22 protein-coding genes are annotated in these 20,646 nt (G+C 50.6%); 13 read left to right on the plus strand and 9 right to left on the minus strand.

What is annotated here, in order from left to right:
* Position 1: 1 nt before the first annotated feature.
* From KKD83_07245 to KKD83_07275, 7 genes are read left to right on the plus strand one after another with little or no spacing between them, the layout of a single operon-like run.
* Entirely contained in the window at positions 2-1,570 is a 1,569-nt protein-coding gene (locus KKD83_07245) for an NADH:ubiquinone oxidoreductase (protein MBU2535942.1), read from the plus strand.
* A gap of 47 nt (positions 1,571-1,617) precedes the next feature.
* The gene (locus tag KKD83_07250; protein MBU2535943.1) at positions 1,618-1,956 is read left to right on the plus strand and encodes a hydrogenase; all 339 of its coding nucleotides are present in this window, start codon (positions 1,618-1,620) and stop codon (positions 1,954-1,956) included.
* Between the two features lie 27 nt (positions 1,957-1,983).
* The gene (locus KKD83_07255; protein MBU2535944.1) at positions 1,984-2,418 is read left to right on the plus strand and encodes an NADH-quinone oxidoreductase subunit B family protein; all 435 of its coding nucleotides are present in this window, start codon (positions 1,984-1,986) and stop codon (positions 2,416-2,418) included.
* Positions 2,419-2,982 carry an NADH-quinone oxidoreductase subunit C gene (locus KKD83_07260; GenBank protein ID MBU2535945.1) on the plus strand — a complete coding sequence of 188 codons (564 nt, stop codon included), beginning with the start codon at positions 2,419-2,421 and terminating at the stop codon, positions 2,980-2,982.
* An 8-nt stretch (positions 2,983-2,990) separates the two neighbouring features.
* Positions 2,991-4,235: a nickel-dependent hydrogenase large subunit gene (locus KKD83_07265; GenBank protein MBU2535946.1), complete on the plus strand. Its 1,245-nt coding sequence runs from the start codon at positions 2,991-2,993 to the stop codon at positions 4,233-4,235.
* Positions 4,232-5,248, plus strand: coding sequence for an NADH-quinone oxidoreductase subunit H (locus KKD83_07270; GenBank protein MBU2535947.1), 1,017 nt, complete (start codon positions 4,232-4,234; stop codon positions 5,246-5,248). The genes KKD83_07265 and KKD83_07270 overlap by 4 nt, the downstream gene beginning before the upstream one ends.
* A gap of 8 nt (positions 5,249-5,256) precedes the next feature.
* A complete protein-coding gene (locus tag KKD83_07275; GenBank protein ID MBU2535948.1) occupies positions 5,257-5,730 on the plus strand; it encodes a 4Fe-4S dicluster domain-containing protein in 474 nt (157 codons plus the stop codon).
* 19 nt (positions 5,731-5,749) lie between these two features.
* Here KKD83_07275 and hycI read toward each other — a convergent pair whose 3' ends face one another.
* From hycI to KKD83_07310, 7 genes are all read right to left on the minus strand, one after another.
* Positions 5,750-6,244: a hydrogenase maturation peptidase HycI gene (gene hycI, locus KKD83_07280; GenBank protein MBU2535949.1), complete on the minus strand. Its 495-nt coding sequence runs from the start codon at positions 6,242-6,244 to the stop codon at positions 5,750-5,752.
* 31 nt (positions 6,245-6,275) lie between these two features.
* Positions 6,276-7,028: a 4Fe-4S binding protein gene (locus KKD83_07285; protein MBU2535950.1), complete on the minus strand. Its 753-nt coding sequence runs from the start codon at positions 7,026-7,028 to the stop codon at positions 6,276-6,278.
* 2 nt (positions 7,029-7,030) lie between these two features.
* A complete protein-coding gene (locus KKD83_07290) occupies positions 7,031-7,276 on the minus strand; it encodes a phosphohydrolase (GenBank protein MBU2535951.1) in 246 nt (81 codons plus the stop codon).
* Positions 7,277-7,426: 150 nt separating this feature from the next.
* On the minus strand, positions 7,427-8,107 hold the full coding sequence (locus tag KKD83_07295) for a Crp/Fnr family transcriptional regulator (protein ID MBU2535952.1): 681 nt from the start codon (positions 8,105-8,107) through the stop codon (positions 7,427-7,429).
* A 33-nt stretch (positions 8,108-8,140) separates the two neighbouring features.
* Positions 8,141-8,824, minus strand: a complete 684-nt coding sequence (locus KKD83_07300; protein MBU2535953.1) for a TIGR00730 family Rossman fold protein — start codon at positions 8,822-8,824, stop codon at positions 8,141-8,143.
* Between the two features lie 29 nt (positions 8,825-8,853).
* Positions 8,854-9,789 carry an alpha/beta hydrolase family protein gene (locus KKD83_07305; GenBank protein ID MBU2535954.1) on the minus strand — a complete coding sequence of 312 codons (936 nt, stop codon included), beginning with the start codon at positions 9,787-9,789 and terminating at the stop codon, positions 8,854-8,856.
* A 6-nt stretch (positions 9,790-9,795) separates the two neighbouring features.
* Positions 9,796-10,338 (minus strand): C-GCAxxG-C-C family protein, encoded by a 543-nt coding sequence (locus tag KKD83_07310; GenBank protein MBU2535955.1) that lies wholly within the window; start codon positions 10,336-10,338, stop codon positions 9,796-9,798.
* Positions 10,339-10,538: 200 nt separating this feature from the next.
* Between KKD83_07310 and dgoD the strand changes: the two genes are divergently transcribed.
* The 5 genes from dgoD (at position 10,539) to KKD83_07335 (ending at position 18,051) form a co-directional block, all read left to right on the plus strand.
* Positions 10,539-11,720 (plus strand): galactonate dehydratase, encoded by a 1,182-nt coding sequence (dgoD, locus tag KKD83_07315; protein ID MBU2535956.1) that lies wholly within the window; start codon positions 10,539-10,541, stop codon positions 11,718-11,720.
* 101 nt (positions 11,721-11,821) lie between these two features.
* Positions 11,822-13,126 (plus strand): aminotransferase class III-fold pyridoxal phosphate-dependent enzyme, encoded by a 1,305-nt coding sequence (locus KKD83_07320; GenBank protein ID MBU2535957.1) that lies wholly within the window; start codon positions 11,822-11,824, stop codon positions 13,124-13,126.
* A 180-nt stretch (positions 13,127-13,306) separates the two neighbouring features.
* Positions 13,307-14,545 carry a mandelate racemase/muconate lactonizing enzyme family protein gene (locus tag KKD83_07325; GenBank protein MBU2535958.1) on the plus strand — a complete coding sequence of 413 codons (1,239 nt, stop codon included), beginning with the start codon at positions 13,307-13,309 and terminating at the stop codon, positions 14,543-14,545.
* Positions 14,546-14,995: 450 nt separating this feature from the next.
* Positions 14,996-16,279: a hypothetical protein gene (locus tag KKD83_07330; protein MBU2535959.1), complete on the plus strand. Its 1,284-nt coding sequence runs from the start codon at positions 14,996-14,998 to the stop codon at positions 16,277-16,279.
* A gap of 815 nt (positions 16,280-17,094) precedes the next feature.
* Positions 17,095-18,051, plus strand: a complete 957-nt coding sequence (locus KKD83_07335; GenBank protein ID MBU2535960.1) for an NAD-dependent epimerase/dehydratase family protein — start codon at positions 17,095-17,097, stop codon at positions 18,049-18,051.
* A 48-nt stretch (positions 18,052-18,099) separates the two neighbouring features.
* On the opposite strand, the gene KKD83_07340 is transcribed toward KKD83_07335, so the two are convergent.
* Positions 18,100-18,903 carry a glucose 1-dehydrogenase gene (locus tag KKD83_07340; protein MBU2535961.1) on the minus strand — a complete coding sequence of 268 codons (804 nt, stop codon included), beginning with the start codon at positions 18,901-18,903 and terminating at the stop codon, positions 18,100-18,102.
* Between the two features lie 214 nt (positions 18,904-19,117).
* On the opposite strand from KKD83_07340, the gene KKD83_07345 reads away from it, so the two are divergent.
* Positions 19,118-19,954 carry a glutaminyl-peptide cyclotransferase gene (locus KKD83_07345; protein MBU2535962.1) on the plus strand — a complete coding sequence of 279 codons (837 nt, stop codon included), beginning with the start codon at positions 19,118-19,120 and terminating at the stop codon, positions 19,952-19,954.
* Positions 19,955-20,115: 161 nt separating this feature from the next.
* Here the strand turns inward: KKD83_07345 and KKD83_07350 are convergent.
* Positions 20,116-20,646: sulfite exporter TauE/SafE family protein (locus tag KKD83_07350; GenBank protein MBU2535963.1), on the minus strand; the 531-nt coding region annotated here is incomplete at its 5' end.

The following is a 20,646-nucleotide window of genomic DNA, read 5'->3' on the forward strand; positions in this document are numbered from 1 at the left end:
TTTGGAGTACTTAACCGTACACTCGCCGATACTGATTGTGGCTATACCGCTGCTGGCAGCATTTATCATACCGCTGCTCAGCCGGTTAGGCAGTAAGGTAAGAGATACCTTTAATGTCTCTCTTCTCGGCTTTGTCACGTTCCTGGTTGCCATCCTGGCCATAGATATCTATGCGAACGGTGCTCGCATCTATACCCTGGGCGCTTCGGTACCGGAACTGGCCAGACCGGAAGGGTATATGGTGCCGGTGCGCATCATGTTCCAGGTGGACGGCATCTCCATATTCATGGGCCTGACCATAACGGTGGTCGCGCTGGCAGCGCTGGTCTACTCCCTCCAGTTTGTGAAAAATGAGACCGGGCAGGACCGGTTCTATTCGCTGTTCATGCTTTTGTATGTGGGAATGATTGGCTTGGTATTCACCGGTGACATGTTCAACCTGTTCGTCTTCCTCGAGATACTGTCCATCGCCGGTGCTGGCCTTGCCTCATACCGCGTCAACCTGGCTGATGCCGTAGAGGGCGGTTTCAAGTACATCGTCATTTCTGCGGTCAGTGCTCTGCTGGTGCTCTTTGCCATTGGCATATTATACGGTCAATATAATTTGCTGAGCATCGCCGCGCTGGCAAATACTATGCAATTCAACACCCTGGACATGATTGCCCTCGCCATGCTGGCCATCGCCTTCGTCATGAAGCTGGCAGGTGTTCCCCTGCATATGTGGGCGCCGGATACATACGCCGTGGCGCCGGCTGGTATCACGCCCATGATTTATATGTCCAGCGCCGCCTCCATGTATGCCCTCTACCGGGTTACCTTTACCCTGTATGGCGGCCAATTTGATACCATGCCAATAGGCTGGGTGGTCATCATCCTGGGCGTGCTCAGCATGTTTATCGGCGTCATGATGGCGATTTATCAGACGGATATCAAGCGCCTCATGGCCTACCACGCCATCTCGCAGAGCGGTTACATGCTGCTCGGCGTGGGCGTGGGGCTGGCAGTGCTCACCGACCCCGTAGCGCTGGCCAACTACGGAAGGGATGCCATGAACGGTGGCATATTCCACATCATAAACAATGCCCTCTATAAGGGTATGCTCTTCCTCACCGCGGAAGCCATCTTCTTTCGCATCGGGACCAGGGATTTGAACAAGATGGGCGGCCTGGCCCATAACATGAAATGGACGACGATTTTCTTCATCATCGGGGCGCTCGCCATTTCCGGGATTCCACCGTTCAACGGGTTTGCCTCGAAGCTGCTTATCTATGAATCGGTATTCCGGTTCAATCCGTTGCTTTCCATCATTGCCATGTTTGTATCGCTGGTGACACTGGCTTCCTTCACCAAGGTATTTTATTCCGCCTTCACCGGGCCGGAAATGCCCGCCTACCGCGAGGTTCGGGAAGTCCCCAAGTCGATGATTATCGGCATGGGCATAATGGTGGCCTGCATCATCTTCTTCAGCATCTTTCCCGGTCTGGTGGTGGATACCATCGTTGCGCCGGCGACGGACGCCCTGATTGACCAGGCGTCATACATTAACGGTGTTATGGGGGCTGCGCCCTAGAGGTAATTAATAAAGGGAAAGGTAAATAGAGGTCAGGAGATAGGGAGTTGTCAGTTTTAATGTACGGATATGCGGTCTGGAGCCCAATCGTCTGGCTGGTGGCGCTGCTGGTTCTGGCAGCCATTGCGCTCTATGTGAGAAGTCGCGGTCAGAAACGGTACAAGAAAGGGACGGCGCAGACCGATGTCTTTCTCTCCGGCATCCAGGTTCCACCAGCCGAACAGCGCCACATTCCGGCGCATAACATATACTGGGGCTTTTTCGAGGCGCTGAAAGGATTTTACAGCACCATGATGCGACCACATACCGGGATTATCAATGACTATATGCTGTGGCTGGTAGCCATAATAGCGCTCACCGTTCTGATACTGGTCTTGACAAGTTAGAATGGAGAATATATTTCAGGAAGGACGATGAATTTAAAGGCATTTAACCGAGCACTCTGGGTATACCACCTCAACACCGGTTCCTGTAACGGCTGTGATATTGAGATTCTGGCCGTGCTGACGCCACGCTACGATGTCGAGCGTTTCGGCATCATGCTGGTGGGCTCGCCGCGCCACGCCGATGTCCTGCTCGCTACCGGGCCGGTGGGGCGCAGCATGGAGGATAGCGTGCGACGTGTTTACGAGCAGACCCCCGACCCTAAAGTGGTTATGGCGATAGGCAATTGCGGTATTGAAGGCGATGTCTTTCATGAAGCTTACAGTCTGGTTGGGCCAATAGACCAGATAATACCGGTGGACGTTTACGTTCCCGGCTGCCCTCCCCGGCCGGAGGCGATTATCGAAGGGGTGGTAAAGGCCTGGGCCAAGCTGGAAACGCTGGCTAGGCAGGAGGTTTCATAGTTGGAGAGGCTCACTCCTCAGGAAATCGTTGATAGCTTCAAGAAAGCGCTGGGCGACGATTTTATTGACGGCACAATCTACGAACGCGAGGTCGCCGTCAAGAAGAACCGTTTCCGCAGCATCTGGATACATGTCAGGAAGAAGGCATTCCGGAATGCGGTGGAGCATATCTGCCGCATTCAGCAATATCCTCATTTCGCCATTATCTCATCGAGCGACCTGGGAAATGACGTGGAGCTGATATACCACTTCACCATATACTACGGCAATCATCTGGAGGAACTAAGCCTGGGGCTTCGGGTTACCCTGCCCAAGAAAGACCTGACGATACCAACCATAACCGACCTTATCCCCGGCGCCATCTTCACCGAGCGCGAGACGCAGGAGATGATGGGGGTAGAGGTTATCGACATACCGGACGGAAGGAGATTATTCCTTGTTGGTGACCTTCCTGAAGGTATATACCCGTGGAGAAAAGATGAGAAGAAACTGGAGGAATACCTCCGGGTGCTGCCGGGAAGAAAGCCAAAGGGGAAAGATAAGGGGAAAGATAAGGAAGGGTAGTAGCTAATATGGCAGTCAATGAGACGGAAAAAACGACCTATACCATACCGATAGGGCCAATTCACCCGGCGCTCAAGGAGCCGGTACAGCTCGACCTTGAGATAGACGGTGAGCAGGTAGTCGACGTTGATATTCACCTGGGGCAGGTTCACCGCAGCATTGAATGGCTGGGGATGAACCGCAACAACCCCATCCAGACGCTGTACCTTGCCGAGAGGATATGCGGCATTTGTAACGTCTGCCATCCATACTGTCTGGCTCTGGCCGTGGAGCAGGCGGCGGACATCGCGGTGCCGGACCGTGCCGAGTATATCAGGGTCATCGCCGCCGAGATGGAGAGAATCCACTCCCACATTCTGTGGGCGGGGGTAGCCGCCCATGAGATAGGCTTTGACACCGTCTTTTATCTGACCTGGAGAGTCCGTGAAGAAATCATGGACGTGATTGAGTATGTCTTCGGCAACCGGATAACCAAGGCAATTTTCCAGTTCGGAGGCGTCAGAAGGGATATTACCGCGGAGCAATTGCCGCGGATACGTCAGGGTCTGGACTACTACAAGAGCATTTTCGAGCAGCTGAGGCGGATTTTCCTCGAGGACGAAACGGTAAAGATGAGGACCAGGAACGTCGGCATACTGAGCGCGGAGGATGCTTTGAAGCTGATTACAGTGGGTCCGACGGTGAGAGCCAGCGGTGTGCCGAAGGATGTAAGGCAGGACCAGCCGTATTCGGCCTATGCTGATATGAACGTCAAGGCGATTACACCCGATATCGTCACCGGTACCGTGGTTGGCGATGTCTATGACCGCATCATCGTCCGTCTGCTCGAGGTAGCGCAGTCGATTGAAATCATCGAAGAGTGCATTGCCAATATGCCGGAAGGCCCCATAATCACGGAGCCGAAGATAACGAGGCTGCAGCGTATGCTTACCGATGCCGCCGGCGAGGGTGTGGGGCGCGTTGAAGCGCCGCGCGGCGAGGACATCCACTATGTACGCCTGGAGTCAGGAGAGAGCACCCTCTCCACATGGAAAGTCAGGGCGCCGACCTATGTCAACCTGATGGCCGTGCCCACCATGCTCAAGGGCATGCAGATTGCAGATGTACCCATCGCGTTTGCTTCTATTGACCCGTGTATGTCCTGCACCAATCGGATGATTATTACCGACCGGGCCACGGGAAAGAAGTCCGTAATGGACTATGAAGAGATGCACCGGCTCTCCGTACAAAAGACGAAAGAGTTGCGAAGATGAATTTATTAGGAGACACCCTGTGGATTAATGCCATAGTCATCATCATTGGCTCCGCCATTGTCGTGGCCATTGGTGCTTTCTTCGGTATGCTGTATCGGGGCGTTGACCGCAAGCTGGTGGCACATATGCAGGGAAGGGTCGGCCCTCCTATAGTACAGCCCTTCCGCGATGTGCAGAAGCTGCTCATGAAAGAGAGCATTATACCGAGGGGCGCCATTCCGTGGCTGTTCACGGCGGCACCTTTCCTCGCCGTCATTTCCACCGGTGTGCTGCTCCTGTATATTCCGCTTTTCGGTCAGCAAGCATTGCTTGGCCGGTACGGCGATGTGATACTGGTGCTGTATCTGCTCATCGTGCCCTCGCTTGCCTTTGTCGCCGGTGGGTTCGCTTCCAGTTCCCCGTATGCTACTGTGGGCGCCCAGCGGGAGATGATAATCATGATGAGCTACGAGCTGCCGCTGGCAGTGGTGGCTCTGACCATCGCCTGGAAAATCAGCCAGGTCACCACCGCGAACCCGTTCCTCCTGACCACCATAACAGCGTATCCGATATGGAGCCTGCTGGGACCGGTGGGCATTGCCGGGGCGGCGTTGATGCTGCTTGCTCTTGGGGTAGTGACCGTCGGAGAGGCAGCCAAGGTTCCGTTTGACATCGCCGAGGCGGAAACGGAAATCGCCGGCGGGATGCTGGTTGAATATTCGGGAAGAAACCTTCTCCTGTTCTACTTGGCGGACGTCATCAAGGCCTTTGCCATGGTAGCGGTGGTGGTGGCGCTGTTCATCCCCTACAACCTGTCGCCCTATATCGGGGTGCAGATGGCGCTGCCGGCGGGCATCATCGATGGGCTGTTCTTCCTGGTCAAGGTCTTCGTTATCATGTTCTTCAGTATCACGCTGATACGTGCCGGTATGGCGCGATTTAAAATCACGCAGGCCAGTGCGGTATACGTTCTTGCCATGACCGCCGTAGCACTTGTCGGCATGTTGCTTATCTGGGTTGACTCCATGTTTTGAGGTATGATATGTGGGAAGCTGCGATTACGATAATTAAACAGCTTTTTTTGAAACCGGCGACCAATCTCTTTCCGGCCAAATATGCGCCGGAGTCGACACTCGACCTGCTCGATAAGGTGGCCAAGCAGGAAGTGGCATTGAATCCGCCGATTGCGGTGCCGCCGCAGTTCCGGGGTAAAATCGCCTACGACCGGGAGAACTGCACCGGCTGTCAGCTATGTGTGAAAGTCTGCCCCACCAGCGCCATCGAGTTTCTGCCTGAAGAGAGAAAGGTCAAGATATTCATCTCCCAGTGCTGCTTCTGTGCCCAGTGCGTTGATGTGTGCCCCGTGCATACGCTGGCCATGACCGAGGAGTTCCTGCTCTCCAGCTATGATAAATTCGCCGACGAACTGATAGTCACCGACAGCGGCGAACTCCCCGGCTCAGTAAAGAGGAAAGCAAAAGGCGCCGAGGCGGAGTCCTCATCGGAAGAAGAATAAACTGGCATCTAAGGCTCGCTTACCCCAGCGCGCTGATTTCGTCCAGGCGGTCGTTCAGTATCAAATCAACCACACGCTCACCGCTTTTTCGCACCGGTCCGGAAAGCCTGTCCCCGGTTTCCGTCCGCTCAGGCTGAATGCCAATAATGTACACCTGTCCACAGAACTCGCTGACGTATGAGACGAATGCCGATAATGGCATACTGTGCGTGGAAAAAGATAAGGTGGCAATTTTTTCCGGCGATAATAACCTTATTGACCCCGGGGATAGCCCCATATCCGCGGCATCAACCAGTATTAACTGTTCCGGCCGATTCCTGCGGATGATTGAAGTGTAGTTCTCTGGCGCGGTGCCGGCGTCTATGGCGGTGATATCCTGTTGGCGGGAAGCCCCTGGACGTTCGGCACCGGCTTTTCCCTGCCGCTTCTCGTTTACTCTTCTGACGACAAATGAGCCAACGGCATCGTCGCCGCCCAGCGGATTACCGATGCCCAGAGTAATTTTATGGCTCACCAGAGTATTCTAGTTATTTGGCCTTCGCTTATCAAGTCGAAACCGATAGCACCGGTTCGTCGCGCGATAGTATGGTTCCTCTGACGCCAACGGTCACATCGTAAAGCGGGATATTTGAGCCGCTGGCCTCGATGGCCTTTTGCGCCATGTACACCAGTCCGGAGCAGCAGGGCACCTCCATGTGCACCACGGTGATGCTGCGGGGTTCCGCCTGATGCAGAATGGCGACCAGTTTATTCAGGTGGGCACCAAAGTCGTCCAGCTTGGGGCAGGCTACCAGCAGGGCGCGATTTTGCAGGAACTCCCGGTGAAAATCAGCGTAGGCAAAGGGAACGCAGTCGGCGGTCAGCAGGATATCAGCCCCCTGCAGAAACGGTGCCGAAGGCGGCACCAGGGTCAACTGCACCGGCCACTGGGTGAGCATTGATGCGATGGGTCCGGTTGCGGCTGATTCCGGCAGCTCCGATGTTTCACGCTGGAACTGCGCGACAGTCGCCGAAGGGCAGCCGCAGGGAAGTTCAGGCTCATGCGCGATAGGATGCAGATGATGGGCCACTGCTTCCTCGTCGAATTCTTCGACTTCTCGCTCTTCAATGATAAGTGCTCCCTGTGGGCACTCTCCCAGGCAGGCACCAAGGCCGTCGCAGTACTGCTCGCGCACCAGTTTTGCCTTACCATCTATTATCTGGAGGGCTCCCTCGGCACAGGAAGGCACGCAGAGGCCGCAGCCATTGCACTTCTCTTCATCAATCTTGATTATTTTCTTAAGCTGTCTGGTAGTCATGTTCACTTCTCCTTTGCTGTTTGCTCTTCACCTTTGAGTTGTTTCCATCTCTCCTCACCGAGGCACTCGCGGGCGGCAGCGCACCAGTCAATGCAGGACGGAGTTTTCTCCTTGTACACATACTGTCCGCATTTCTGACATTTCACCCGCATTTCATCAGAGAAAATCTCCACCTCGGCGCCGCAGTTCGAGCACTTGTGGAGAGAAACCCTCAGTTTTCGCATATCCTGGCCGGGACACCGTATCATAAAAACCACCCCCAGTGTTTGATGGAATCATTTATTTCTACTACCATGATACCTTCGTTTTATGCTGCCGACTATGATTTACATCACATAAGCGCCAGAACAGTGCCATTTTTGCCGTGGAATTGATATAACGGGATATGAATTTGTTGCTTATACGGTTGGCGGGCCTTCGGCAAGCAGCCTGAGTTTAGGCTCATCAACGATGACGAGCTGACCTCGAGAGGTACGGATGATACCCCTCTCGCGCAGCCCGCTGGTCAGGCGGATAGCCGTCTCCGTGGTCATACCGGCCATATCGGCTAACTCCTGTCGTGTAAAGGGCAAAGTGTTGCCCATTCTGGAGGCCAGCATCAGCAGAATGCGGGCCAACCTCTGCTGAACTCTCTCCCCGGCAAGGTCCTTGAGCCGACCCTGCGCATCGCGGAGGCGACCGCCAAGAATGTTGATAATACGCAGTGCCACCTGCGGGTGGGTGGCGAGAAAATCAAGAAAATTCTGCCTTTTGATGCCCAGCACCTTGCTGGCCGAAATCACTTGAGCGGAAGCCGGATAGGGCTTACCTTCAAAAACGGCTACCTCGCCGAACATTTCGCCGGGACCAAAGAAGGCGATGATGAATTCTTTGCCCGAGGACGAGTGCTTGACCACTTTGATTCTTCCCCTGGCGATTACGTAGAAGTAATCAGGTTCATCGTCCTCCCAGAAGATGAATTCATCAGGCTGGAAGCTGCGCTCAACCGCCAGGTCGACCAGTTCGGAAAGCTCTTCCTCGTTCAGGCTGGAGAAAATCAGCGACTTCTTTAGAATCTGGGATTTTTCGGTCGGTAACAAAGCCCACCCCCTCAATTGTGCCAGCGCTTGTAACTATCTGGCTACAGCACTTCCACCGGCAATTTCCTGGTTCAGATACCATTGACGGACCGCATCAACGATTTCTTCGGCATCGTCGTAAACACGGAGCAGGTGCAGGTCTTCTTTGGAAATGTAATTATTATCCAGCGTGCAGTCCCGCAGCCAATCGAGAAAGCCGTTCCAGTAGCCGCTGCCGTATAGGAGCACGGGGAAAGGCTTTATCTTGTGAGTTTGCATCAGCGTCAGCACCTCGGTTAGCTCATCGAGTGTCCCGAGGCCGCCGGGCATGATGATGAAAGCGGTGGCGTATTTCACCAGCAGCACCTTGCGGACAAAGAAATGGCGCAGTGAAAGAGAGATATTGGAGTAAGTATTGGGCATCTGTTCCTCAGGCAGCTCGATGTTCACGCCCACGGATTTCACACCAGCTTCGGAAGCACCCTTGTTGGCTGCCTCCATAATGCCGGGTCCGCCGCCGGTGATTACGGCGAATCCCGCCTCGCCAAGTCGGCGGGCGATTTCTTCCGTTTTCTTGTACAATTCATCACCCGGTTTCACTCTGGCCGAACCGTAAATGGATACGGCCGGTTCTACTCCCGAGAGCCGGTCAAATCCCTCCACCAGCTCACCGATGATGCGGAACATACGCCAGGATTCCTCTTTGGCCAGTTCATTGATTTCATATTCCTGTGGCATGGTTGTCTCCCTGTCCCGATAATTAAAGATTATACAGTACTTTCAGTATCAAAAGTGGATACCAGAAAACGGGAAATTTTACGATGGATTAATGGATACCAGAGCCAGAAGGTGGTGTGCGTTCCCGGGAACCAGCTTATGGCTGGTTTGCCGGAGGCCTCCCAGAGGTCAAGCGTGGCCTCTCTTGGAATGTATTCGTCCCAGAGGGCGTTGAGCAACAGTACAGGGCGTTCCTGCAGGCAGTGACCGAAGGTCATCGGGTCAATAAGAAAGCTCCGGTCGGGGGGTGTTACGTTCTCGAAACCTTTCTCAGCGACCTCACCCAGATATTGCCTGTAAACCTGCTGGTTGCGGTTGTACTCTTCCTCAGTTACTTTGTAACCTTTCCTCATGGAGCGCTTCCGGCTGAAACGCCCTATCTTCTGTGAATTCCCGCCGGCGATGAGAAAAACCCCCGCCTTGATTCGGTCGTCTATGCCCATGGTAATCGCGGAGATGAAGCCGCCGAAACTTGTGCCGATTATCCCCACCTTCTCCGTGTCTATCTCGGTACGGCCTTTGGCCCAGTCAATTGCCTGTCGTACGTCGGTTACAGAAATGACATAGTTTTCAAACCACTCGTCGGGGGTGAGAGAAGGGTAGCGGCGTTTTACCTCATCCGGCATGCGCCGGGAATGAAACACCGAGTAAAGGACGAAGCAGGCCATGCCTTTCTTGACCAGCGACCGGGCCAGTAGCCTGCAGGGGACGAGGAGCTGGTCGCCGACGCCGTGGAACAGGATGACCAGCGGGGCACCGATGGCATTCAGCGGCCGGAAATACTCAGCCAGGACAGTTTTGTTCTTTTCATGACGCGTCGGGCAGGCGGTGGGGTAATGAACCGCATAGCTCGCCCACTCCCGGTGCGTCTGCTTCAATTGCATATGGGCGTGCAGCCCGTCGCTCGAATAATGGAATGGGTTCATAGCCTGTTACACTTTGTCCAGGATGCTCAGGTTGGGATTCTCCAGCATGGCAGCGGCTCTTCTGGCCGTCTTGGCCACAATCTTCGAGCAGTGTTCATGGATACCCAGCTCTTTCATCCATTCTCTTTGCCACGGAATTTCGCGGTTAAGTTCCGTTCCCGTGAACGCCTTGCGAATGTCGCGGCAGACGATGCTGCCGAATTCCCGCTCAAACCATTTGGCCAGTTTGGCCACCGGTTCCAGGGCAGCAAATTCTATCTCAATGGCTTTTTCCGCTGGCCCTTCCAGAGCGCTGACGTCGCGACCGTATTTCATACCGAGGGCAAGTGCGGAACCGGTCAGCGCTCCACATACGGAGCGCATGCTACCAACACCGCCAGCCAGGCCAATAGACGCTTTCGCCATTATATCATCTCTCATTCCGCAGACTTCCTGAATCGCCAGCAGTGAACACTGCGAACAGCCATGGTATTTGTCGATAAGTTCGTAGGCTCTTTTCTCCACTCTATCCAGAACGTCTTTATCAAGACCTTTTTGACCTGCAGTCATTGAAACCTCCTCCTCTATAGTTAACTATGGGACATTGTTTAACACGGGACACTCACGGTATCTTCAATTATTTCGTGCCGTTTGTCAAGACCAGCCGCCACGCTTTTAATTACGGTTATTGAAAATCGGCTGGATGATATTATAATTAGGTCAACGTATGAATTATTGCAGCGCAAGGAAAATACCAGAAGGAGGGCAAAATGAAGATAACAGCGGTCAAAACATTTCCCTACAGTGCCGGGTGGAGGGACATACTTATCGTCAAGGTGGAGACCGATGAGGGGATTTTCGGCTGGGGCGAAGCTGGCCTAATGGGACGCGTGCGCGCCTGTGAGGCCACGGTTAAAGAAATAGAGACCTACTTAATCGGTAAAGACCCCTGTCAGATTGAGCTGCACTGGAACAATATCTACCGGAATAGCTATTGGAGGCCATCGGTGACTCTCCTGAGCGCTCTGGCCGGGGTGGAAATAGCGCTGTGGGATATTCTCGGGAAGTACCTGAACGCGCCGGTTTATACCCTTCTGGGAGGCGCATACCATCCCCGCGTCAAGGTCTATGACAACGCCTGGTGGGTCGGGGCTAAGTCTACCGAGGACTATGCCAGGCGAGCGCAGCAGTCGGTGGCCCACGGTTTCAAGCATCTTAAGTGGGACCCGTGGTGGTGGGAGGATGGTGGAGTCGACATATTCATCGACAGGAAGCAAATGCGTCGTGCCAAGGAATGTGTGAAGCTGGTGCGGGAAGCTGTCGGCGATGATGTTGAACTGCTTCTGGAAATGCACGGTCGGTTCAGCCCCGATGACGCCATTCGAGCGGCTTGCGACCTGGAAGAGTACCGACCATACTTTATCGAAGAACCCATTCCTCCTCACTGCAGCGTGGACGCCCTGGCCAGGGTTAAAGCTGGCACGCAGATACCGGTAGCCGCCGATGAGAGATTCCATACCCGATGGGGATTCTGGGAAGTATTAGATAAACAGGCGGTGTCTATCATCCAGCCTGACTTAATTTATTGCGGTGGTATCCTGGAGACAAAGAAGATAGCAGCTATGGCGCAGGTTTTTTATATAGGTGTGGCACCGCATATCTCCGAAGGACCTATTGACGTTGCCGCTTTAGTCCATGTTGATGCCTCAACGCCGAACTTTTTAATTCAGGAGTTTTTCTACCCCGATTTGTCCACTTACGAGGAAATCCTGACGGAACCCTTTCCTGTTCCAAAAGACGGATTCATCGAATTGCCAACCAGGCCCGGCCTGGGCGTTGAGTTAAACGAGAAAGCGCTGACCAAGAAGCCCTTCAAGTATCGACCTGGCCTTGAGTTGGGCGTTTTTTGGAAGGGGGGTATTACGGCTTTCGGTAAGTCAAGCGGGGAATAATTCAGCGCCGTCTTTCCCAAGCTGGATAATCCGCTAAATGTGTCAAAAGGTTTATCCTGTTACAATTTAAAAATATGTTTGCACTTAAGGAGGTTAAAGTAATGTCGAACGCAGAATTGATAGGGAGAGCCAGGAGAGTATTAGCCGGGGCTAACACGAACCTGCCAGGTGGCGGTTTCGCTCCCCGCTTTATGGTTAAAGGAGAAGGAGCTCATCTCTGGGATGCGGACGGAAAAGAGTATATCGATTATGTGCTATCGGCGGGGCCACTTATCTTCGGACACAGTAATCCGGAATTCATTGAAACCCTGAAAGACCAGCTGGATACGATATGGTCACTGAACTCGACTATTTTCCAGCAGTCCGCACTGGAGGTGGAAGTGGCGGAGAAATTCGTACAGCTTGTACCGTGTGCGGAAAAGGTTCATTTTAATCCAACTGGCTCGGAGACGGTCCAGCTTGTAATCAGGCTGGCACGTGCTTATACCGGGAGGCGCTATTTTATTCGCTTTGAGGGCCATTACCACGGATGGTTTGATAATATCCTGGGCGGAGCTGTTAATGAGGAATCTGCTGGCAGGCCTTTTCCTGTGGAAAACAAACAAAATCTGGCAACGGAAGGTAGAGACACAGCGGCTTTAGAGCAGAGCTTTTTACTGCCATGGAATGACATAGCGATTTTGGAAGAGGTGCTTGAGAAATACGGTGAAGAAGTGGCCATGGTTATCATGGAGCCAATCCTGTGTAATTCCGGCTGTTGTCCACCCCGACCGGGCTATCTGGAAAAAGTCAGACAACTGTGCACCAAATATGGCATCGTATTATGTTTCGACGAGGTAATCACCGGTTTCAGGGTAGCTCTGCATAGCGCCCAAGGTTTGTTTGGTGTAACGCCGGATATCGGCATTTTCGGCAAGGCTATGGCAGGCGGACTTCCGCTAGCGGCCTTTGCGGGTAAGAAGGAGATAATGGATTTTCTTCTGGGAAAAAGGGTAGTCTCAGGCGGAACTTTCGGCAGATATCCCCTGGGGCTTGCGGCAACACTCGCCAGTATGAAGATTTTGGAGAAGGATGACGGGGCGTTCTACAAAAAGATAGACCGTATCCAGAAGCCACTTATGGACGGCCTGAAGGAGATCAGTAAAAAACGGGGCATACCCATGTTCCTACAGGGCACCAGAGGTGCCTTCATAACCAGGTTCATAGACCTTGGCAAAGAGGTGGCCTACAGTGTCAGGGATTTCGCTGCCGTGGATACGCAGAAGGAGAGACGATGGGCGGAACTGATGGCTGAAGAGGGTGTCATTCTAATGTTCGGCGGCAGGTTTTATATCAGTTCGGCACACACTGAAGCGGATGTGCACCGGACATTGGAATGCGCTGATAGAGTTATATGCAAGCTCTAACCAGGGAATTAAGATAAATAGTTAAAGACCAAGAAGCACGATTGTTTGTGTAAGTATAATCTGATAGAATGCCCTTCACCTACCTTGCATTCTTATAATGATTAATCTATTGTTACCTTATGTATCGGATATTCCTTGCGACTGCATAATTTATCGATATATCCAAGGAGGACTCAAACAATGAAAGTAACTGATCTCAAGACATACGTGGTCGGGACTCCGCCTCCACACCACGGGGGACGCAACTGGGTATTTCTAAAAATCACGACAAACGATGGAATTGAAGGCTTCGGCGAGGCTTATGCCGTGCCGTTCGACGCTCGTACGGTAGCGCGGATGATTGAGGATATGGGCGAGCGGTATGTAATCGGCTGGGACCCGTTTAAGACCGAAAAGCTATGGCGAATACTTTATGGCAGCGGCTTCGGCCAGCATCCAGATCTGGCCAAGATGGGTGTAATCAGCGCATTTGAGATGGCATGCTGGGATATCGTTGGCAAGGCAGTGAACCAGCCAATCTATAACCTTCTTGGCGGGCAGTATCACGAGAAACTCAGGTCATATACCTACCTGTACCCGGCAGCTGACGACCCTGTGCAGGGTAATGTCAGTGTGCATTGCGACCCCGAACAAGCGGCAAAAAGGGCGATGGACTATGTTAAGCAGGGCTTCACCGCCGTAAAACTTGACCCCATACTTGACCTTATGTCGCCGTTTGACCCGAGAGACCTTTCCCTGGAAGCGCTTGATAATGCCGAGGCAGTCGTCAGGAGTGTGCGGGAGGCTGTAGGAAACAAGTGTGATATACTCATTGGCACTCACGGGCAGACGACCACCCACAGCGCCATCAGGCTTGCCAGGAGACTTGAGAAGTACGACCCGTTATGGTTTGAGGAGCCAGTCCCACCGGAGAATGTCGATGAGATGGCCAGGGTTGCCCGTTTTACCAGCATCCCAATTGCCACCGGTGAAAGGCTGTCAACGGTGTACGAGTTCAGCGCGTTACTGGAAAAACAGGCAGCGGCAATATTGCAGATGGCCCTGGGACGTGTTGGAGGAATAATGGAGGCCAAGACGATCGCCGGGATGGCAGAAGCACACTACGCCCAGATTGCACCGCACCTGTTTTGTGGTCCTATAGAAGGCGCCGCCAACATTCAGATAGACACGTGCAGCCCCAACTTCCTGATACAGGAAAGCATTGAGACGTGGGGCGGTTTTCACGCGGAGATTTTAAAGGAGCGGCTCCAGTGGGAGGATGGCTATATCATACCCCCCACCAGACCCGGTCTGGGCGTTGAACTGAACGAGGAGGTGGCGGCAAAGCATCCTTATAATCCAGTTGAGCCGGGACTATGGCACTGGGACACCCCTCCCGACCTTGGGGGTGAGCCGCATCAGTCCCGAGGTCGCAAGTGAAGATTGAGCATATAGTGAAGGATGGATTTATAAAACAGCGTTTTAATTCGCTGGTGCAATTACGGAGAGAAGCCGGCTTCCAGATATTGTTTTAAGCTTTGAATCCAACTGATTCTATGTATGGTGGTAAGTGTGACGATTTGAAGCCCGGGTAAAAATCGCTTGTTTTGTTACCGTGTTGAACAAAATGACGGGATGTTACCTTAGTCTCTGATTAGTACGACCTCCCGTTCCAAAGCCGTAACCACATTCCGTATTTACATTCAATCATATGCGTTAAGGAGTTCTGTAGTTACGTCTATCCTTGCGCAAGAACCACCTTCAGGATAATCCCGAGTACTACTTACTAAATTGCTATTCACAATCGAACTAACACTGTTTAATATCTATCTAGTGAATACATATACTCCTGTCATTTAGATTGTTGATGAATAGAAGGATTAAAATCAGATGGTTGATACAAGTAATAAGTTCGAACCAGAAGTTGATGAAGCTGAACAAATCTTTCATGAGTACCGCCAGGGTATTAGCCAGGCTATAGACAAGGTCAGAGCTAAGTTGCTTGATCGTGCCAAACAGGAAGCACGCGACATCGTAGCTAAAGCTGATGGTGAAGCGACCAATATAGTAAGAATAGCTCAACACAAAGTGGATATTATTCTAACACAGGCTAATAGCAGGGCGGAGAAAATAATTAAAGACGCTGAAGAAACGATTAAAAAAGAGGCCAGAAATAGGACACGGAAAGAAGAAGAACGACTTATCATGGAGGCCAAGAGCCAATCGGAGAGGATTATTACCGCAGCAAGGGAGGCCGCTGAGAAAGTATCCGGGAAAATATTAGATGACACGAAAAAAGAAGCTGATATCTCAATCAAGAGGTTAACCGAAGACTCAAAAAGGGAAGCTGACGGTTTGGTTAAAAGTGCCTCTGAAATTAAGAATAGGGCTGAAATCGAGGCTAACTTAATAAAGAAAAAAGCGGAAGAGGAAACCGGGCATATTATACATAATGCTCGTGAGCAAGCTAGAAGGGACGTAGAAAAAGAATTGACCACAATCATTGAAAAGGCACGCCAAGAAGCTGAAGACATCTTGAAAAATGCCAGAGACCAAGCGATCATAGAACGCGACAATTTGGTTGCCGAATTTGTTGAAGAGGCAACCAAATTGGCCGAATTTGAAAAGATCAAGATATTATCTGAAGCGAAATCCAAGGCAGAATATGTTGTTCGTGAAATTAAGAACAGACTTAACGCCGAGATGGAAAAATCGTCCCTTCTGATTACTGGTGCACAGCAAAAATTAACCAGTATAATGACCGAGATATCAGATCAAATTACAGAAGAGCAATTTGATATTGATATTTCTGTGAATGTCGATGTACCAGTTGAAGAAGTGGACGCTGATTTCGCTAAGGAAGTTCAAGAAAAGATGTTCTTTAAGAAGATAGAAGACGAAGAAAGGAGTTATGAAGGTAGATTAGAACTAGACCTATTAGCTCCAATAGATGCTAAGCAAAAGAACGCCCTTGAAGAATTACTAACTCAAGTCCCAGATTTACATTTAATCAGCAATGGCGGTTCCAGCGATGGTAGCAACTGGTTGGAAATAGAGCTGAATAAGCCTATGCCGTTGGTCTCTATCCTCAAGCAAATGCCGCTAGTAAGACAAGTGGCTGCGCATGGAAACAACATTCTCGTAGCGCTGAAACTAGGCTCAAAGGATTCTTAGCCAGCAGCCTTAAAAGCATGACGGGTCGGAAGTGCCGTAAGGCACTACTGATCAGTGCACTTGGATAGCGCCAACTGCTAAGAGGCAACTCTACCGGCAATACTGACTCAAAATAAACCTATTTCCTGCACAATGCGCCAACCACATTCCGCAAGCCCACAAAACCTGAATTCGCTCCTTTTGTATTGGAGTTAAAACGCAAACACAACTGCAACCCAATTTGAAAAATATAATCTAACGTGTTAATATTAATAGTGGAATCTTAAATGGGCTGGTGGGAGGGGCGGAATTATCCTACCAAAGTTCTCCAGTTTTGAGGTTTCTTTAATTACAATCGATTACTTCTTTGTTATACAACTATGCTTAAAAGGAGGTGTGTAAAGAGAATCTTGGGAGAAAAGTGGAATCAACTGCATATCATCGGAAAAGTTATTACTATGACAATAGTTACTCTCCTTGTCAGCGGTTTTATCACTATGCTACTCGGAATCTAGGGCCTGTATTAGCCTTAGGTTCCGATGAAAGCAATATAGGCAAATCGTAACCCTGAGTTTTTCAGGGTTGCTTTTTTTATGGATAGGCTAAATCTTCCCTCTTTTAGGACTATAACTACATTCCGCACGTCCAGATATACTGAAAAGGAGACCCAATGGTCGCCTTCTCTAGTTTTAAATAATTTGTCTCTTGTTAGCACGAATGAGTGCGTCTCACAGTTTGCGAATATGCCTGCTAGTATACATGCTTCAATATTGACATATAGCGGTGAACTGCACTACCATTTCTTCAACGCTGGATAAAGAAAGAGATGCCCTGCTGTGAAGAGAATTTTAGTAACCGGGGCCTGCGGACAGGTTGGTTCCGAGCTTGTGCCAGCGCTGCGGGCCGGATATGGCGCGGACACGGTAATAGCTACGGGGCACAAGACTGAGCCCAGCCAAGAATTACTTAACGGCGGGGAATTTTGCTTTATTGACTGTACGGAAATTGAATGCGTCGCCGATATAGTGAGGAAATACAACGTCGGCACTATCTACAACCTGACCTCTATTCTATCCGCAAAGGCCGAAGCAAACCCACAGCTGGCGTGGAAGGTAAATATCGACAGCCTGCGCAATATCCTGGAAGTAGCGCGCGAGTATAAATGTGCTGTTTTCACGCCAAGTACAATAGGCGTTTTCGGCCTGGATACACCTCTGGATGATACCCCGCAAATCACCATTCAGCGTCCCAGGACGATGTACGGAATCACCAAAGTCGCTGGCGAATTACTCTGTGACTATTACCACCGCAAGTATGGCGTTGATACCCGTGGCGTCCGCTGGCCGGGTCTTATTTCTTATGTGACTCCCCCCGGCGGTGGGACGACAGACTATGCCGTGGAGATATTCTATGAAGCGGTCAAGCACGGGAAATATGCGAACTGCTTTATCAAGCAGGGGACCTATCTGGATATGATGTATATGCCTGACGCGCTTAAATCAGCGTTCCAGATTATGGAGGCTGAGCCTGACAGGCTCAGGCACAGGAATGCCTACAACGTTACTGCCATGAGCTTTGCCCCGGAGGATGTCGCCAGTGAAATTAAAAAGCACATTCCGGGTTTTACCATTGATTACAGGGTCGACCCCGTCCGCCAGGCAATTGCTGAATCTTGGCCCAACAAAATGGACGACAGTGCCGCCCGCACCGACTGGGGATGGACGCCGGAGTACGACTTAACTGCCATGACTGCTGATATGCTCAACAAGTTGTCTGCCCGGCTGAAGAAATAACCAGGTCCGCCTTCGTGCTGATGGTTGTCTGAGTTTATTGCCTTAACTTCAGGACGGTTTGACTATACACGTCAAACCACCATCAATGACCAGCGCAGCCCCGGTTATGTATTTCGCATCGTCGGAAGCAAGGAATACAGATAACGCGGCAACATCCCAGGGTTCCCCCTGTTTTCCCGTTGGGCACATCGTGTCTCTCGTTTTCATCATCTGTTCCACATCGCCACCAAAAGCACCGGTAAGAGCAGCCACAACCATAGGCGTGTTCATCATACCAGGCAATATGGCATTAGCCCGGATTCCTTTTGATGCATACTGAATGGCTACTTCTCTGGTAAAGGCAATGGCGCCCGCCTTTGAGGCGCTATAAGCAATGGTTATATACGGCAAGTTTCTGATGGCATTAATAGAAGAGATATTGATTATGGAGCCGCAGCCCTGTGCTACCATGTGGGGAACGGCATATTTACAGGTGAGGAACATACTCTTCAGGTTAACTGCCATTGTTTTATCCCAGTCTTCCTCGCTCATATCCTCCACGCCGCCTGGTATTTCAATACCTACGTTATTATGCAGAACATCAATCCGGCCATATGTCCTGAGGCATTCATCCATAATGTTCTTGCAGTCCTGCGACCTGGTCACGTCCGCCTTAACTGCAATACATTCTCCCCCTTCCCTATCAATGATATTTTTCGTTTCATCAGCAGCTTCAAGGTTTATGTCTACAAGGACAACTTTGGCACCTTCTCTGGCATATAAGACTGATGTCGCCTTTCCATTACCTACCCCCGGACCTATTGAACCCGCCCCGGTCACAACCGCTACCTTCCCCTTTAGCCTATCACCCATTTTTTCTCCTTCCTTTGTCCGTCATCGTGAGCAATATCGTAATAATCGCCTGGTCACATTCGCAACCATATGTCCTACTACTCTAAGGCACTATACCAGATAATTCTAGTAGCTGTGGTTTTTTTGTCAAGCGTTCAAAATCGCACACGCTGACGTTTTGTTGTTATAAAAATGCTAATATAATAGTGACCTGAACGGAATAAATAATAGACCGATGTTTTTAATTCAGTTTCACGGCAAATCTTTCATTATACTCTTTTTACTATTGACAGTATTAGGTGTCAGTTCTTGCTCAAGTATCCCTGAATATGAGAATGCTCGGTATCCAGCGCATAGTGCAAAACCGCAGTCAGTTCCGGTTTACTCTTATAGAATAGTCAATACTTATCCCCATGATAATGGTGCTTTTACACAGGGATTGGTGTTTGAAAATGACGTTATATATGAAGGAACTGGGCTATATGGGAAATCCTCGTTACGCAAATTAGATTTGGAAACTGGTGAAGTACTGCAAATCTATGAACTCCCTACGCATTATTTTGGCGAGGGTATTACTGTTTTTCAGGATATTATTATCCAACTAACCTGGAAATCCAACTCGGGTTTCATCTATGACAAGAACAGTTTTCAGCTATTACGTGATTTTACCTATGCAACAGAGGGATGGGGTATTACGCATGACGGAGAACGTTTGATCATGAGCGATGGCACTTCGACCTTACATTTTCTGGATCCCGAAACTTTCAGTACTATCGGTCATATCGAGGTCTATGACAATGATATCCCCATAGATAAGCTCAATGAACTGGAATATATTAACGGCCAAATCTATGCCAATGTATGGCAGACGAACTATATAGCGATAATTGATCCACAGAGTGGCCAAGTGAGCGGGTGGGTCGAGCTATCAGGACTCTTGCCGTCGCAATATTGCAGCACACCTGTCGATGTTTTAAATGGTATCGCATATGACAATGCGAATGATAGGCTATTGGTAACAGGAAAGCTGTGGCCTTGGTTGTTTGAAATAAAGTTAGTTGCTAAAGAATAATTCTTACAAATTGCACATTATCGCGAGGTGTGTAATTAAGATAACAATCGCTTGAATTGTGCAATAGAGTAATAAAACAAGCAATTGCCTGATAGATTTAAAGCTTGCCATTGGAAATTAGTTCAGGTATTGGTTCGTATTGAACAATTTTATCCAGACTTTTAACTAACCACTGATTGCCAGATAATGAAAGCACCCAGGCCAGTAATTACGACGGCGCTTCCCATGGCAATCATAGGCGCCAGTCTTGGCTTATCGAGGTAGCGGCTCGCAAAATGTGCCGCCTTGCACACGATTAATCCTATCGCCACCAGTACGGTAGCCACACCCAGACTGAACATTAAAAGATAAGACATACCGCTGGCTACCTCACCGGTGCGCAGTGAAACTAAAAGAACCACAAGGGCAGCGGGGCAGGGGACCAATCCCCCGGATATGCCCAAGCCAAAAATCTGCAGTAAGCCCCTTCGCTCCTGACCTGCCGAATGTTCAAAATGATTATGAGTGCGGTTATCATCGTCATGCGAATGGACCTGCTTTTCTCTGCGAACCATCCCTTTCCAACGGGTAATTAGCATCCATACGCCAATGATAACAACAATTGTTCCCGATATTATGCCGATAATATTGCTGCTGGCGAAATCCTTCCAAACGGAAGCAGCAAATAAAGAGATGGCTCCCAGAATGAGCAC

Source organism: Chloroflexota bacterium (assembly GCA_018829775.1).
Lineage (GTDB): Bacteria > Chloroflexota > Dehalococcoidia > Dehalococcoidales > RBG-16-60-22 > E44-bin89.

What these genes read in the sequence shown, in the direction of transcription:
- KKD83_07255 (MBU2535944.1), top strand. Translation starts at nt 1,984, where the DNA reads ATGAATTTAAAGGCATTTAACCGAGCACTCTGGGTATACCACCTCAAC.
- KKD83_07265 (MBU2535946.1), top strand. Translation starts at nt 2,991, where the DNA reads ATGGCAGTCAATGAGACGGAAAAAACGACCTATACCATACCGATAGGG.
- KKD83_07270 (MBU2535947.1), top strand. Translation starts at nt 4,232, where the DNA reads ATGAATTTATTAGGAGACACCCTGTGGATTAATGCCATAGTCATCATC.
- KKD83_07275 (MBU2535948.1), top strand. Translation starts at nt 5,257, where the DNA reads ATGTGGGAAGCTGCGATTACGATAATTAAACAGCTTTTTTTGAAACCG.
- KKD83_07285 (MBU2535950.1), bottom strand. Translation starts at nt 7,028, where the DNA reads ATGACTACCAGACAGCTTAAGAAAATAATCAAGATTGATGAAGAGAAG.
- KKD83_07290 (MBU2535951.1), bottom strand. Translation starts at nt 7,276, where the DNA reads ATGATACGGTGTCCCGGCCAGGATATGCGAAAACTGAGGGTTTCTCTC.
- KKD83_07300 (MBU2535953.1), bottom strand. Translation starts at nt 8,824, where the DNA reads ATGCCACAGGAATATGAAATCAATGAACTGGCCAAAGAGGAATCCTGG.
- KKD83_07305 (MBU2535954.1), bottom strand. Translation starts at nt 9,789, where the DNA reads ATGAACCCATTCCATTATTCGAGCGACGGGCTGCACGCCCATATGCAA.
- KKD83_07310 (MBU2535955.1), bottom strand. Translation starts at nt 10,338, where the DNA reads ATGACTGCAGGTCAAAAAGGTCTTGATAAAGACGTTCTGGATAGAGTG.
- dgoD (MBU2535956.1), top strand. Translation starts at nt 10,539, where the DNA reads ATGAAGATAACAGCGGTCAAAACATTTCCCTACAGTGCCGGGTGGAGG.
- KKD83_07320 (MBU2535957.1), top strand. Translation starts at nt 11,822, where the DNA reads ATGTCGAACGCAGAATTGATAGGGAGAGCCAGGAGAGTATTAGCCGGG.
- KKD83_07325 (MBU2535958.1), top strand. Translation starts at nt 13,307, where the DNA reads ATGAAAGTAACTGATCTCAAGACATACGTGGTCGGGACTCCGCCTCCA.
- KKD83_07330 (MBU2535959.1), top strand. Translation starts at nt 14,996, where the DNA reads ATGGTTGATACAAGTAATAAGTTCGAACCAGAAGTTGATGAAGCTGAA.
- KKD83_07340 (MBU2535961.1), bottom strand. Translation starts at nt 18,903, where the DNA reads ATGGGTGATAGGCTAAAGGGGAAGGTAGCGGTTGTGACCGGGGCGGGT.
- KKD83_07345 (MBU2535962.1), top strand. Translation starts at nt 19,118, where the DNA reads ATGTTTTTAATTCAGTTTCACGGCAAATCTTTCATTATACTCTTTTTA.